At 62.2% G+C, this 12,801-nt stretch carries 15 protein-coding genes; 11 read left to right on the forward strand and 4 right to left on the reverse strand.

The window, feature by feature from the left end; translation table 11 throughout:
• Nucleotides 1-145: 145 nt before the first annotated feature.
• From alr to ACR0CU_RS06615, 10 genes are all read left to right on the forward strand, one after another.
• Nucleotides 146-1,180: an alanine racemase gene (gene alr / locus ACR0CU_RS06570; RefSeq protein WP_170363342.1), complete on the forward strand. Its 1,035-nt coding sequence runs from the start codon at nucleotides 146-148 to the stop codon at nucleotides 1,178-1,180.
• On the forward strand, nucleotides 1,177-1,959 hold the full coding sequence (locus ACR0CU_RS06575; RefSeq protein ID WP_170446330.1) for an MlaE family ABC transporter permease: 783 nt from the start codon (nucleotides 1,177-1,179) through the stop codon (nucleotides 1,957-1,959). The genes alr and ACR0CU_RS06575 overlap by 4 nt, the downstream gene beginning before the upstream one ends.
• Nucleotides 1,956-2,702 (forward strand): ABC transporter ATP-binding protein, encoded by a 747-nt coding sequence (locus ACR0CU_RS06580; protein WP_170370572.1) that lies wholly within the window; start codon nucleotides 1,956-1,958, stop codon nucleotides 2,700-2,702. Before ACR0CU_RS06575 ends, ACR0CU_RS06580 begins: the two co-directional genes overlap by 4 nt.
• Before the next feature lie 425 nt (nucleotides 2,703-3,127).
• The gene (locus ACR0CU_RS06585) at nucleotides 3,128-3,580 is read left to right on the forward strand and encodes a paraquat-inducible protein A (RefSeq protein ID WP_170338849.1); all 453 of its coding nucleotides are present in this window, start codon (nucleotides 3,128-3,130) and stop codon (nucleotides 3,578-3,580) included.
• A 149-nt stretch (nucleotides 3,581-3,729) separates the two neighbouring features.
• The gene (locus ACR0CU_RS06590; protein WP_170446333.1) at nucleotides 3,730-4,512 is read left to right on the forward strand and encodes a kinetochore Spc7 family protein; all 783 of its coding nucleotides are present in this window, start codon (nucleotides 3,730-3,732) and stop codon (nucleotides 4,510-4,512) included.
• Between the two features lie 133 nt (nucleotides 4,513-4,645).
• Nucleotides 4,646-6,010 (forward strand): DNA repair protein RadA, encoded by a 1,365-nt coding sequence (radA, locus tag ACR0CU_RS06595; RefSeq protein ID WP_170358987.1) that lies wholly within the window; start codon nucleotides 4,646-4,648, stop codon nucleotides 6,008-6,010.
• Between the two features lie 40 nt (nucleotides 6,011-6,050).
• Nucleotides 6,051-6,620, forward strand: coding sequence for a CvpA family protein (locus tag ACR0CU_RS06600; protein WP_093962256.1), 570 nt, complete (start codon nucleotides 6,051-6,053; stop codon nucleotides 6,618-6,620).
• Between the two features lie 497 nt (nucleotides 6,621-7,117).
• Entirely contained in the window at nucleotides 7,118-8,578 is a 1,461-nt protein-coding gene (purF, locus tag ACR0CU_RS06605; protein ID WP_480642681.1) for an amidophosphoribosyltransferase, read from the forward strand.
• A gap of 184 nt (nucleotides 8,579-8,762) precedes the next feature.
• Complete coding sequence (locus tag ACR0CU_RS06610) at nucleotides 8,763-9,011, forward strand: hypothetical protein (protein WP_093962257.1); 249 nt, start codon at nucleotides 8,763-8,765, stop codon at nucleotides 9,009-9,011.
• A 42-nt stretch (nucleotides 9,012-9,053) separates the two neighbouring features.
• Nucleotides 9,054-9,701: an SDR family NAD(P)-dependent oxidoreductase gene (locus tag ACR0CU_RS06615; RefSeq protein ID WP_480642683.1), complete on the forward strand. Its 648-nt coding sequence runs from the start codon at nucleotides 9,054-9,056 to the stop codon at nucleotides 9,699-9,701.
• A 57-nt stretch (nucleotides 9,702-9,758) separates the two neighbouring features.
• Here ACR0CU_RS06615 and ACR0CU_RS06620 read toward each other — a convergent pair whose 3' ends face one another.
• From ACR0CU_RS06620 to ACR0CU_RS06635, 4 genes are all read right to left on the reverse strand, one after another.
• Nucleotides 9,759-10,601, reverse strand: a complete 843-nt coding sequence (locus ACR0CU_RS06620) for an ATP-binding protein (protein WP_480642685.1) — start codon at nucleotides 10,599-10,601, stop codon at nucleotides 9,759-9,761.
• Nucleotides 10,602-10,716: 115 nt separating this feature from the next.
• The gene (tatC, locus tag ACR0CU_RS06625) at nucleotides 10,717-11,598 is read right to left on the reverse strand and encodes a twin-arginine translocase subunit TatC (RefSeq protein ID WP_170366117.1); all 882 of its coding nucleotides are present in this window, start codon (nucleotides 11,596-11,598) and stop codon (nucleotides 10,717-10,719) included.
• Entirely contained in the window at nucleotides 11,595-12,053 is a 459-nt protein-coding gene (gene tatB, locus ACR0CU_RS06630) for a Sec-independent protein translocase protein TatB (RefSeq protein WP_170338333.1), read from the reverse strand. Before tatB ends, tatC begins: the two co-directional genes overlap by 4 nt.
• 6 nt (nucleotides 12,054-12,059) lie before the next feature.
• Complete coding sequence (locus tag ACR0CU_RS06635) at nucleotides 12,060-12,275, reverse strand: twin-arginine translocase TatA/TatE family subunit (RefSeq protein ID WP_170338833.1); 216 nt, start codon at nucleotides 12,273-12,275, stop codon at nucleotides 12,060-12,062.
• A gap of 219 nt (nucleotides 12,276-12,494) precedes the next feature.
• Between ACR0CU_RS06635 and ACR0CU_RS06640 the strand changes: the two genes are divergently transcribed.
• Nucleotides 12,495-12,800, forward strand: a complete 306-nt coding sequence (locus tag ACR0CU_RS06640) for a hypothetical protein (protein WP_480642688.1) — start codon at nucleotides 12,495-12,497, stop codon at nucleotides 12,798-12,800.
• Nucleotide 12,801 lies beyond the last annotated feature (1 nt).

The raw sequence follows: 12,801 nt of genomic DNA on the forward strand, positions 1-12,801 counted from the left end.
GACAATGCTGGCAGGCTGTCTTGCCCGCGTTCAAGCCCGCACGGACCTGCGCAACCCGGCTACAAGCCGCCCATGGCAAGGACTTTACGCGCGTTTGCAGCGCATTCCCCCTTGACCTCGTGCAGCGCAATGTCATGAACGGGTCATGAGTACTGCACGTTTGACGATCAACCTTCATGCGCTGGCCAGTAACTGGCGGGCGCTGGACGCAAAAACCGATGTCGAGACCGGAGCCGTGGTCAAGGCCGACGCCTATGGTCTGGGCGCCGGACCTGTGGCCAACACGCTGGCCGAAGAAGGCGTCCGCAAGTTCTTTGTCGCCGTTGCCGAGGAAGGTGCAGCCGTCCGTCAGGCGATTGGCCCCGGCCCCCTGATCTGCGTCTTTTCAGGCCATATGGAGGGCGACGCCGACCTGTTGCGCGATCACGACCTTGTGCCGCTGATCAACTCGCCCGAGCAATTCCAACGCCACCTGCAGGCGCTACCGGTCCATCCGTTCGGGATTCAGTTGGACAGTGGCATGAACCGCCTCGGGCTGGAGCCTTCCGACTGGGCCGCTCTGCGCAGCCGGGCCGAGGCGCTGAACCCTGTCGTGGTCATGTCGCACCTGGCCTGTTCGGACGAACCCGACCATCCCATGAACCGGCAACAGCTGAAAACCTTCCGCGAGATGACCGATGGCGTATCAGCTCCGCGTTCGTTGGCGGCCACCGGTGGCCTTCTGCTGGGGCCGGAATTCCACTTTGATTTCTGTCGGCCCGGCATCGGCCTGTATGGCGGCTTGCCTTTTGCGGGCGCCAAACCTGTGGTCACCGTCGATCTGCCGGTGATACAGGTGCGCGAGCTGGCGGTCGGAGAAACCGTCGGCTACGGCAACACGTGGAAGGCCCGGCGCCCCTCGCGGATCGCAACCGTAGCCGCGGGTTATGCCGACGGGCTGCACCGCGCCATCGGTGGCGGCATCGACACGTTTGCCGGCGACCTGCCCTGCCCCGTCGTCGGACGCATCTCGATGGATCTGATCACCGTCGACGTGACCGACCTGCCGCACACGCCCGAACGTCTGCGCATTCTGAATGGCCATCAGACGGTGGACGACCTGGCCGAGGCCGCAGGCACCATCGGGTACGAGATCCTGACCTCACTCGGCAGCCGCTATTCGCGGGGCTATGTCGAATGAATCCACTCGCATGGCTTGGCGAACTGGGCCGCGCGGTCCTGAACCTGCTGGCGGCGTTCGGCCGCGTGGCGCTGTTTGCATTGGATGCTCTGTCACACATCTTTCGACCGCCGTTCTACCCGCGTGAACTGGGCATGGCTCTGCTGAACATCGGCTGGCTGTCGCTGCCGGTCGTCGGCCTGACGACCATATTCACCGGCGGCGCGCTGGCGCTTCAGATCTACGCCGGCGGCGCGCGTTTCAACGCCGAAGCCGTCGTGCCCCAGATCGTGGCCATCGGCATGGTGCGCGAGTTGGGTCCTGTCATGGTCGGCCTGATGATTGCGGCGCGCGTCACCTCGTCGATCGCCGCCGAGATCGCCACAATGAAGGTGACCGAGCAGATCGACGCCCTGGTCACCCTGTCGACCCACCCGATGAAATACCTGGCGGCCCCGCGCGTTCTGGCCGCATTGATCACCGTCCCTGTTCTGGTTGCCGTGGGCGACATCATCGGCATCGCGGGCGGCTACGCCGTGGCGACGCAGAACCTCGGCTTCAACCCGGCGTCCTACCTGAAAAACACGGTCGATTTCCTCGAGCCGCTCGACATCCTGTCCTCGCTGGTCAAAGGGGCGGCGTTCGGCATGATCGCAGCGATCATGGGCTGCTATTTTGGCATGCATTCGGGACGCGGCGCGCAAGGCGTGGGCCGCGCAACCAAGGGCTCGGTCGAGGCCGCCGCTGTCCTGATCCTTGCCGCCAACTTCGTTCTCACGGGGGTGTTCTTCTCGCTATGATCCGGATGGAGAACGTACACAAGGCCTTCGGCGACAACCAAGTGCTCAGGGGCATGAACCTCGAGATTGCTAAAGGCACGTCCATGGTGATCATCGGTGGCTCGGGCACCGGAAAATCCGTGGCGCTGAAATGCATCCTTGGTCTGATCAAACCCGACAGCGGCAAGATTTTTGTCGATGGGCAGGACGCCCAGACCGGTGACCGAGACGCCTTTCTGGCCAGGTTCGGGATGCTGTTTCAAGGCGCGGCCCTGTTTGACTCACTGCCCGTCTGGCAGAACGTGGCCTTCCGCCTGCTGCGCGGCTCGTTGAAACGACCGACGGACGAGGCACGTGAAATCGCGATAGAAAAACTGCGCCGCGTGGGCCTGCGCGCCAAGGTGGCAGATCTCTACCCGTCCGAACTGTCGGGCGGCATGCAGAAACGTGTAGGTCTGGCCCGCGCGATCGCCGCCGAGCCCGAAATCATCTTTTTCGACGAACCCACCACGGGGCTGGACCCGATCATGTCGGGCGTCATCAACGACCTGATCCGCGAAATCGTGACCGAAATGGGCGCCACCGCGATGACCATTACCCACGACATGAGCTCGGTCCGTGCGATTGCCGACAACGTGGCGATGCTGCATGACGGGGTGATCCAGTGGACCGGGCCCGTCAGCCAGATGGATTCCTCGGGTGATCCCTATGTCGAACAGTTCATCAGTGGGAGTGCGGAAGGGCCGATTGAGGCGGTACGGTGAACCAACCTTTCTTAAGTTACACAATTCTTTACGGATGGCCGGCTTTTTGGTTGTACGCGTTGTGTTTGATTATCGTTTGCTTCAAGAAAATGCCTGTGCACTCTGTAAGCATAATTCTGGCTGGCTTAACGATATTTGTTTCCCTGCTCGCACAGTCGGCAATAGTCTTTATTCTAGGCAACGTTTGGGCGTTGGTGTCTGTCGTAATCATCGCGAGCTTTCCAACAGTGAAAAGTGAATTGCCCGGTTGGGTGCGCGTACTCGGTTTTGCCTTTATTCCGGTAGCGTTAGTAACTGGAATTGGTTTCTATCAGGTGCTCCAAGCATTCGGATATTGATTTTTTGGGCTGCTTTTGACTTCGCTTTTTTCTGCAAGGCTCAACGATTTCTACAATGAAAGAAGATATCTGATAGTTTGGGAACTCATGACCCTCCGCCTCGCCACCCTCTCTCTCCTGATCCTCTACCCCATCGCGTGGTTCGCCCCGCTGATGCGCGCGGGCCTGCTGCCGATCTTCGGCCTCAGCGAGATCAGCGTCATCACCGGCCTTCAATCCCTCTGGAAATCCGACATCTTCCTCGCGCTGGTCGTCACCGTCTTTGCCCTGTTCGCCCCGTACATCAAAACCATCGGCACCGCGCTGGTCCAATGGGACCTGCTGGACCCGCGTGTCCAACCCGCGCTGAACATCATGGGCAAGCTGGCCATGGCCGATATCTTCCTCATCGCGCTCTACATCACGTTGGCCAAGGGCATCTCATACGCAACGATCGAAACAGCGTGGGGCCTGTACCTTTTCACCGGCTGCATCCTTGCCTCGATCGCGCTGGGATACGTTACCGAAGTGAAACTTGGTTCACGAAACCTCCGGACCTGATTGATTGAAAACGCATTTCTGGCTATGATGGCCAGTATTCGAGCAGCCAAGTCATTTTTGTTTCAGGGTCCGACGCGGACCGTCTTGCACGTTTGATGGATACTCCGCCCGGGCCCGGTTTTGCCGGTTTCCAAAGGAGTAGGACTGCCATGGCCGCCCTCCATTCGATTTCAATTCATTTCCAGAACGTATTCCTGCGACTGACTTTTTTCCTGATCTGCACCGCCGCTCTGTTTGCCGTATCCGCCACCCTGCTTGCCGCCGTGAATGTCTGGCCTTGGCTGACGATGCAGGCTGGATTGGGCGGGCAGGACATTCCGAACGCCGGCGTCTACATCCAGATCGGCCTGACCGCTCTGGTTCTGATGCTCGCCTTCTATCTGCCCTCCAGCGCGCGCATGATGGCGTTGGAAAACGCGCATCGGAAGTTCTCGCTGCAGATGCAGGACGTGGTCGATGCCTACCAGATCGCCCATGCGGCCGACCGCAGCGGCGTGTTCGCGCTGGCCTCGGAGTTTGACGCGGTCAAGGAACGCATGGCCTTCCTGCGTGATCACCCCGACCTGCAATCGCTGGAGCCCGAGATCCTTGAATTGGCTGCGCAGATGAGCCAGGTCAGCCACGAACTGGCCGAAACCTACGGCGCGGCCAAAGTCGCCCGAGCGCGGGCGTTCCTGCAACAGCGGCAGGAAGAGGTCGAACTGTTCCAGCAACGGATCGAAGACGCCCAGACCATACAGCATGAATTGCGCCAGTGGACCCGCGACATCGAGATCGAAGAGTCCATCGCCAAGGCGCAACTGGCCCGCCTGCGCGAAGAATTGTTCGAGCTCTTGCCCGAGCTTTCCGCCCAGTTGCAGACCCCGCCGGACGACAGCGACCCGACCGCATCGAGCGTCATCGCAATGCCCCCGCCCCGCGCCGCCGAATAGCCACTCACTCACCAGGTGCGTCAGCACCCGCCGCGAAGGATGGCCCGCACGGGCCTGACGCCGCGGCCCGTCAGTCCGGATTGAACACCGGAAGGGCTTGAAGAACCGCGCAAGCTCGGGCACGAATTGCGCCATGGCAAAGACGACGACTTTCACCTGCTCGGCCTGTGGCGCCTCGCATTCCCGCTGGTCCGGCCGCTGCGACGGCTGTGGCGAGTGGAACACCATAGTTCAAGAGGCCCCATTGTCGGCAGGCCCGGCCAAGAAATCGCTGGGCGGCAAACGGGGCCAGGCCGTCACCCTGACGGACCTCTCCACCGAGGAGGCCCCGCCGCCCCGCACAGTCTGCGGTGTCGAAGAACTGGACCGTGTCCTGGGCGGCGGGCTGGTCCCGGCCTCGGCCCTGCTGGTGGGCGGCGATCCGGGCATCGGCAAATCCACCCTGCTGTTGCAGGCCGCCGCGCGCTTTGCCCGGTCGGGCCTGAAAACCATCTATGTCTCGGGCGAGGAAGCCAGCGCCCAGGTTCGCATGCGCGCGCGCCGTCTGGGGCTCGAGGACGCGCCGGTGCAACTGGCGGCCGAGACCAACCTTCGCGACATTCTCACCACGCTCGAGGCCGAGAAACCCGGCCTTGCCATCATCGACTCGATCCAGACCATGTGGGCGGACAATGTCGACAGCGCACCGGGATCAGTCAGTCAGGTCCGCGCCGCCGCGCACGAGCTGACCAGTTTTGCCAAGCGCCACGGCGTGTCGATCATAATGGTCGGCCATGTCACCAAGGAAGGCCAGATCGCCGGCCCCCGCGTGGTCGAGCACATGGTCGATACCGTCCTCTACTTCGAGGGCGAGCGCGGCCACCAGTTCCGCATCCTGCGCGCGGTCAAGAACCGCTTTGGCCCCGCCGACGAGATCGGCGTGTTCGAGATGACGGGCAAGGGTCTGGCACAGGTCACCAACCCTTCGGCCCTGTTCCTGTCGGAACGCGGCACACCCAGCCCCGGCTCGGCGGTTTTCGCAGGCATCGAGGGCACGCGGCCGGTTCTGGTCGAACTGCAGGCGCTGGTCGCGCCCTCGCCCCATTCACAGCCCCGCCGCACGGTCGTCGGCTGGGACAGCGGACGGCTTGCGATGATCCTCGCCGTGCTCGAAGCGCGCTGCGGCATCCCCTTTGCGGGGCTCGACGTCTATCTGAACGTGGCCGGGGGCCTGAAGATCAGCGAGCCCGCGGCCGACCTTGCCGTGGCTGCCGCCCTGCTGAGCGCGCGCGAGGACACCGCCCTGCCCGCCGACACCGTGGTTTTCGGAGAAATCTCGCTATCCGGGGCACTTAGACCAGCGCCGCAGACCGAAAACAGGTTGAAAGAAGCGCAAAAACTTGGTTTCACAGCAGCAATTGCTCCGGCAGGCGGCAAAACCGGTACTGTGGCAGGTCTGACACTCACCCGACCCTCTGATTTGGTTGGGTTTGTTGGCGAAACCTTCGGAGCAGGTTAAAGTCGCGCCTCGAGGGGCAGAAAAAGAACAGGCGAGGGCCATGGAAGGTTTTACAATAATTGACGGGCTCGTTGCCCTGATCATCGTGCTGTCGGGGATTCTGGCCTATTCGCGCGGCTTCATGCGCGAGGTCATGGCCATTGCAGGTTGGGTCGCCGCCGCAGTTCTGGCCTTCATCTTTGCACCGCAAGCCGTGCCGCTGGTCAAGGAAATCCCGGTGGTCGGAGACTTCTTGCGTGACAGCTGCGAATTGTCGGTGATTACGGGCTTTGCCGCGGTGTTTGCCATTGCGCTGATCGTGGTCAGCATCTTCACCCCGTTGTTCTCGTCCCTTGTACAGCGCTCGGCGCTGGGTGGACTGGATCAGGCGCTGGGTTTCTTCTTCGGCATCGCCCGCGGCATTCTGCTGGTCGCTATCGCCTTCTTTGTCTACGACACCGTGATGACGGGCCAGTCCTACACGATCGTCGACGAAAGCCGCTCGGCCAAGGTATTCGAGCAGTTCAGCGACAGGATCGAAGAGCAGAACCCCGAAGCCGCCCTGGGTTGGGTGACCACCCAGTACGAAGAGCTTGTTGCATCCTGCACAGCGGATTCTCAGGGCCAGTAACAGCTACCAGCCAAGCAAAACGAAGCAGCCCGGCGGCCAGCCGGGCTTTTCTTTTGTCAGAGGGTCAGACGAACCCTTCGCCCCCACAAACCGAACAGCGGTTGGTTTTCAGGCCAAAGCATCCGTCGCACCGGCTGAACTGGGGCTTGCCCAAGTGATCTCGGCCCTTCAGGACTTCGCCCTTGCCGTTGCATATCTGGCAAGGTGCACGTCCCATTCCGCGGCACCGATGGCACCGGCGCTTGACGTGCTCGTCCTTTTTCTGGCCCGGTCGTCCCTGCCACATACCTGTTTTGCCCTCGGTCAAATGCTGCCGGCATCATTCCACGCAGCGCGTTCAAAACACGGGAAACACTCATGTTCGCGGCCCCATCAAACCAGAAACCCGGCCTGCGGCAAAACGAATTATGATCCTTTGGTGACATGGGGGGCATTAGGCATTATGTGAGGGCCAACTCGCCATGGAATCGGAGCTGCCTGTCTTGCATAGCCCGCAGATGCCCCCCGCCCACCCGTTCGATGATGACAAGCTCCGCGAGGAATGCGGGATTTTCGGGGTCGTCGGCGTCAAGGATGCCGCCAATTTCGTTGCTCTTGGTCTGCATGCCCTGCAGCACCGCGGGCAGGAAGCCGGCGGGATCGTCACCCATGATCCTGAGCTCGGTTTCAACTCGGCCCGTCGATTTGGCTATGTGCGCGACAATTTCACTTCGTCCGACGTGATGGAAAGCCTGCCCGGACCGATCGGGATCGGCCATGTGCGCTATTCCACGGCCGGGTCCAAGGGCCAGACCGCCATCCGTGACGTACAGCCGTTCTTCGGCGAGTTTTCGATGGGCGGCGCGGCGATTGCGCACAATGGCAACATCACGAACGCCAATGCCCTGCGGCGCGAGCTGATCGAGCGCGGCTCGATCTTCCAAAGTTCGTCTGACAGCGAATGCATCATCCACCTGATGGCCCGCTCGCTACAGCGCAACATACCGGAACGGATGGAAGACGCACTGCGCCGGGTCGAGGGCGCCTTCTCGGTGGTCGCCATGACCCGCACGAAGCTGATCGGCGTCCGCGATCCCCTGGGTGTGCGCCCGCTGGTATTGGGCAAAATCGGCGATGGCTGGTGCCTGGCCTCGGAAACTTGTGCGCTGGACATCATCGGTGCCGAATTCCTGCGCGAGATCGAGCCCGGCGAAATGGTTGTGATCAATGCCCAGAACGGTGTTGAAAGCCATTTCCCGTTCCGCCGGCAACCCAGCAAATTCTGCATCTTCGAGCATGTCTACTTTTCGCGCCCCGACTCGATTCTGGGTGGACGCTCGGTCTATGAGACACGCGAAGCCATCGGGCGCGAGCTGGCCAAGGAAAGCCCCGTCGAGGCGGATCTGGTCTGCCCCGTGCCCGACAGCGGCACGCCCGCGGCCATTGGCTACTCGCTGGAGTCGGGCATCCCCTATGCGATGGGGATCATCCGCAACCAATACATGGGCCGCACCTTCATCGAACCCACCGAACAGATCCGCAACATGGGCGTGCGGCTCAAGCTGAACGTGAACCGCGCCCTGATCGAGGACAAGCGGGTGATACTGGTCGACGACTCGGTCGTGCGCGGCACGACCAGCCGCAAGATCAAGGAAATGATCCTGGATGCCGGCGCGAAAGAGGTGCATTTCCGCATCGCCTCGCCGCCCACGGCCTGGCCCTGTTTCTACGGCGTGGACACCCCACAGCGCGAAAAGCTGCTGGCCGCCACGATGACCGAGGAAGAAATGACCAAGCATCTGGCGGTCGACAGCCTCAAGTTCATCTCGCTGGACGGGCTGTACCGGGCGGTCGGCGAATCGCAGGGCCGCAGCAAGGACTGCCCGCAATACTGCGATGCATGCTTCTCGGGCGAGTATCCCGTCACTCCGGCGGACATGGTTGAACAAGGGTTCAAGATGCAACCGGCGGCCGAATAAGGCCGGAATTCAGAGACTTCTCCAAGGGGCCGTAGAGCCCCTTTTTTCATGGGCCGGATCAGCGTGGCGAAACATGGCCGAAACCTGCTGCACCGGCTTTTCCTTCCGCTTGGGCTCTGGTAGCCAACCGGCTGCTCACTCACGCAATCACACGGAGGCCGGGCCACCGGGCCGGCCAGTTTACATGGCAAATCCCAGAGTCGACAGCGCGGCCACCCAAAAGGGCGCGCTCAGCAAGAATGGTACGACCGTCCTGGGCGTCTTTGGCCCGCAGAACGACATGCGCGCCCTGATGCGCTCATCGTCTGGACGGGTGAAAGAGGTCAAGACCGGCAGCCGTTTTGGTTCGGGCACGATCGTGGCCATCGACAAAGACGGCATCATGCTGCGACAAAGCGGCCGGACCCAGCGCATCGCCATCCCCGGAAGCTGATCCGGGCTTGACGGGCTGCGCGCTTGGGTTCAAACCCCGCGCATGACCGATCAGATCAAAATCGCACTTGTCACCGGCGCGTCGCGCGGCCTTGGTGCCGCTCTGGCCGAGGCGCTGGCGCCCGAGTATCACATCGTCGCCGTTGCCCGCACCACCGGCGGGCTGGAAGACCTGGATGACCGCATCAAGGCCAAAGGGGGCGCGGCCACCCTGGCGCCGATGGACATCGCCGACCCCAATGCCATGGCCACGCTCTGCCGGGGCATCCATGACCGCTGGGGCAAGCTGGACCTGTGGCTGAATACGGCCATCCACACCGCACCGCTGACGCCCGCAAATTTCATCGACCCCAAGGATTGGCAAAAGTCCGTGGACGTGAACGCCTCGGCAACTTCGGTGCTGATCCCCTATGTCGCGCCCTTGCTGGGTGAGGCTGGACAGGCCGTATTCTTTGACGACCCGCGTGCCGGCGAGAAGTTCTGCGCCACCTACGGCGCAACCAAGGCCGCGCAGATCGCCATGGCGCGCAGCTGGGCCGCCGAAACCGTGCGCACCGGGCCGAAGGTTCATGTGTTGCAGCCCAGGCCGATGGCCACAGCCCTGCGCGCGCGATTCTTCCCCGGTGAGGACCGGTCGAAGCTGGCCAGCCCCTCGGACGAGGCAGCGCGCCTGCTGTCCATGCTGGGCTGAGACCTTTCGGTCAGATCGACGGGAAAGATGTTGCGGCGCCCCAAGCAGGCGCCGTTTTCATTCGATGTGAACGCCCTTTCGGCCCGCCAGATCGACAAAGAACTGCCACGCCACGCGGCCCGAACGCGCTCCGCGCGTGGCCTGCCATTCGATCGCCTCGGCCCGCAGTTCGTCGGCATCGACACTGACGCCATAGGCCGCGCAATACCGGTCGATCATCGCAAGGTATTCGTCCTGATCGCAGGGGTGGAACCCCAGCCACAACCCGAACCGGTCGGACAGCGAAACCTTTTCCTCGACCGCCTCGGACGGGTTGATCGCGCTCGAGCGTTCGTTCTCGATCATGTCGCGCGGCATCAGGTGGCGGCGGTTCGACGTGGCATAGAACACCACGTTTTCGGGCCGGCCCTCGATCCCGCCGTCCAGCACGGCCTTCAGTGACTTGTAGTGCTGGTCGTCATGGCTGAACGACAGGTCATCGCAGAACAGGATGAACCGGTAAGGTGCGGCGCGCAGGTGGTTCAGCAGCCGCGCGACCGAGCCCATGTCCTCGCGCTGAAGTTCCACCAGTTTCAGGCCGGGAAACTCGGGCTGAAGGGTCCCATGCACCGCCTTGACCAAGCTGGACTTGCCCATGCCGCGGGCACCCCACAACAGCGCGTTGTTGGCCTTGTACCCGGCAGCGAAGCGGCGCGTGTTGTCCAGCAGCGTATCGCGCGACCGGTTAATGCCCACCAGCAGATCTAGATCGACGCGGTTGACATTGTGCACCGGCTCAAGCCGGTCGGGCCCGATGTGCCAGACAAAGGCGGGCGCGGCCGAGAAATCGGGCGCGGCCAACGGCGCCGGGGCCATGCGCTCCAAGGCGTCGGCGATGCGGTTCAGGGCTTGGTCGTCCATGGGTCCTCCGAAGTCTTGCGGCCGATTTCAACCACGTTCACGGGCCGCCAACAAGACCCGGATGAAGAAAGGGCGCACCCGCCAAGGCACGCCCTTCCCCATTTACTGCTCGGGTTTATTTGCCGTCTTCTGCGTCAAACTCGTCCATCATCGCATCATCGGCGGCTTCTTCATCGTCATAGTAGCCTTCGGCCCGCAGCTGTTCTTCACGCTTCCGCTCGACCCGGGCCACCAGGAAGATCGAGATCTCGTACAGGCCATAGACCACGACGAACAGGATGATCTGGGTGATCACGTCCGGCGGGGTCACGATGGCGGCCAGAACCAGAATGCCCACCACGGCATATTTGCGCACCGCGCCCAAACCTTCGGCGCTGACCAGCCCGGCCTTGCCCATCAGGGTCAGCAGAACCGGCAACTGGAAACACAGGCCAAAGGCCACGATGAACTTGATCGTCAGGTTCAGATATTCCTGCGCCGATCCCTGGAACACCACGCTCAGCGGCGCGGTGGCGCCATCCGCCAAGGCCTCGCCCTCGGCCCCGAATTGCTGGAACCCAAGGAAGAAGTCATAGGCCAGCGGCGTGACCACGTAAAAGGCAAAGCTCGCGCCCAGCAGGAACATGAAGGGCGAGGCCAGCAGGAACGGCAGGAAGGCGTTCTTCTCGGATCGATAGAGCCCCGGCGCCACGAACCGCCACATCTGCATACCGATATATGGAAAGGCCAGAATGAACCCACCCAAGAGCGAGACCTTGATCGCCACGAAGAAGCCCTCCTGCGGCGAAATGAAGATCAGGTCGCAGTCCTGTCCGCGCTCGGACAGAACATCGCACAGGGGCTGGGTCAGAAAGTTGAAGATCGGCGTGGCAACCGTGAAACAGATGATCATACCGATCAAAAAGGCCACGACGCTGTGGATCAACCGCGTGCGCAGCTCGGTCAGATGCTCGATCAGGGGGGCCGAGGTATCTTCGATCTCGTCGGTCTTGCTCATGTCTTGCCTTCGGTTTTCAGCGCGGCTTCGGCCTCTTCGGCCTTGGCCAAGGCCTCGGCGGCTTCTTTCGCTTTGCGCTCGGCGGCGGCACGGGCGGTTGAGGCCTGGATCTTCTTGGCCTGCTCGGCCCGCTCAGCGGCCAGTTTGCCGGTTTCGCTGTCGGGGTCGAACTTGGTCGGGTCCATGCTCTTGGCCATGTCCTGGGCCGCCTGCTTGACGCCGTCCATCGCACTGCCCACCGGGTTGGTGGCCGCGTCCAGACCTTTCTTGATGTCGTTCACGCCCGCCTGGTCGGCCGCCTCGTTCATGGCACTTGAGAACTCACGCGCCATACCGCGGGCCTTGCCGACGAACCGTCCGACATTGCGGAACAGAACCGGCAGGTCCTTGGGCCCCACGACGATCAGGGCAACGATGCCGATGACCAGAAGCTCGGTCCAGCCCAGATCAAACATGGGCGATTAGACCTTGTCTTTGTCGGACTCGGGCGTGACATCCTTGGCCAGCTCGGACGCGTCCTGTTCGATCTCTTCGGTACCGTCCTTGACGCCTTTCTTGAATGCGGTGATGCCCTTGCCCACTTCACCCATCAACGAGCTGATCTTGCCGCGGCCGAACAGCACCAGCACCACGACGGCGATCAGCAGCAGGCCGGGAAGGCCGATATTGTTGAGCATGTCTCTTCTCCTTCTACGTCGGCGCATCGCGCCGGGAATGTGATCTGGAAGCCTGTCTACGCCCACCGGGCCGTCGAAAAAAGTGACGCAAGTCAAATCCGCGTTCAAATCCGCGCTGCTCATGTGGTTTTTGCGGGCTGGTAATTTCCAACTGACAGGTTTATGTCAGTTGCGGGCGGCTAGGAACAGGGCATGGAAACCTGGTCAACGGAGACTCACATGACCCATGTTGCTGAAATCGTCACCTTCACCCTCGCTGATGGCACCACGCCGGAAGAGTTCGTCAGGCTCAGCCAGACGACCGAGGCCTTCGTGCGCGCGGCCCCGGGCTTTGCCCACCGACAGCTGAGCCAGGGCGAGGATGGCAGCTGGACCGATTATGTCATCTGGACCGACATGAAGGCCGCACAGGACGCCGCCGCGCAGTTCCCGCAGCAGGATTTTGCCGCCGGCCTGATGGCGGCCATCGACCCCGCAAGCATCCAGATGCGTCACGAGAAAGTGCTATGGAACATGACCACCTGAT

The organism is Ruegeria sp. BC2 (genome assembly GCF_056539245.1).

What these genes read in the sequence shown, in the direction of transcription:
- alr (WP_170363342.1), top strand. Translation starts at nt 146, where the DNA reads ATGAGTACTGCACGTTTGACGATCAACCTTCATGCGCTGGCCAGTAAC.
- ACR0CU_RS06575 (WP_170446330.1), top strand. Translation starts at nt 1,177, where the DNA reads ATGAATCCACTCGCATGGCTTGGCGAACTGGGCCGCGCGGTCCTGAAC.
- ACR0CU_RS06580 (WP_170370572.1), top strand. Translation starts at nt 1,956, where the DNA reads ATGATCCGGATGGAGAACGTACACAAGGCCTTCGGCGACAACCAAGTG.
- ACR0CU_RS06585 (WP_170338849.1), top strand. Translation starts at nt 3,128, where the DNA reads ATGACCCTCCGCCTCGCCACCCTCTCTCTCCTGATCCTCTACCCCATC.
- ACR0CU_RS06590 (WP_170446333.1), top strand. Translation starts at nt 3,730, where the DNA reads ATGGCCGCCCTCCATTCGATTTCAATTCATTTCCAGAACGTATTCCTG.
- radA (WP_170358987.1), top strand. Translation starts at nt 4,646, where the DNA reads ATGGCAAAGACGACGACTTTCACCTGCTCGGCCTGTGGCGCCTCGCAT.
- ACR0CU_RS06600 (WP_093962256.1), top strand. Translation starts at nt 6,051, where the DNA reads ATGGAAGGTTTTACAATAATTGACGGGCTCGTTGCCCTGATCATCGTG.
- purF (WP_480642681.1), top strand. Translation starts at nt 7,118, where the DNA reads ATGCCCCCCGCCCACCCGTTCGATGATGACAAGCTCCGCGAGGAATGC.
- ACR0CU_RS06610 (WP_093962257.1), top strand. Translation starts at nt 8,763, where the DNA reads ATGGCAAATCCCAGAGTCGACAGCGCGGCCACCCAAAAGGGCGCGCTC.
- ACR0CU_RS06615 (WP_480642683.1), top strand. Translation starts at nt 9,054, where the DNA reads ATGACCGATCAGATCAAAATCGCACTTGTCACCGGCGCGTCGCGCGGC.
- ACR0CU_RS06620 (WP_480642685.1), bottom strand. Translation starts at nt 10,601, where the DNA reads ATGGACGACCAAGCCCTGAACCGCATCGCCGACGCCTTGGAGCGCATG.
- tatC (WP_170366117.1), bottom strand. Translation starts at nt 11,598, where the DNA reads ATGAGCAAGACCGACGAGATCGAAGATACCTCGGCCCCCCTGATCGAG.
- tatB (WP_170338333.1), bottom strand. Translation starts at nt 12,053, where the DNA reads ATGTTTGATCTGGGCTGGACCGAGCTTCTGGTCATCGGCATCGTTGCC.
- ACR0CU_RS06635 (WP_170338833.1), bottom strand. Translation starts at nt 12,275, where the DNA reads ATGCTCAACAATATCGGCCTTCCCGGCCTGCTGCTGATCGCCGTCGTG.
- ACR0CU_RS06640 (WP_480642688.1), top strand. Translation starts at nt 12,495, where the DNA reads ATGACCCATGTTGCTGAAATCGTCACCTTCACCCTCGCTGATGGCACC.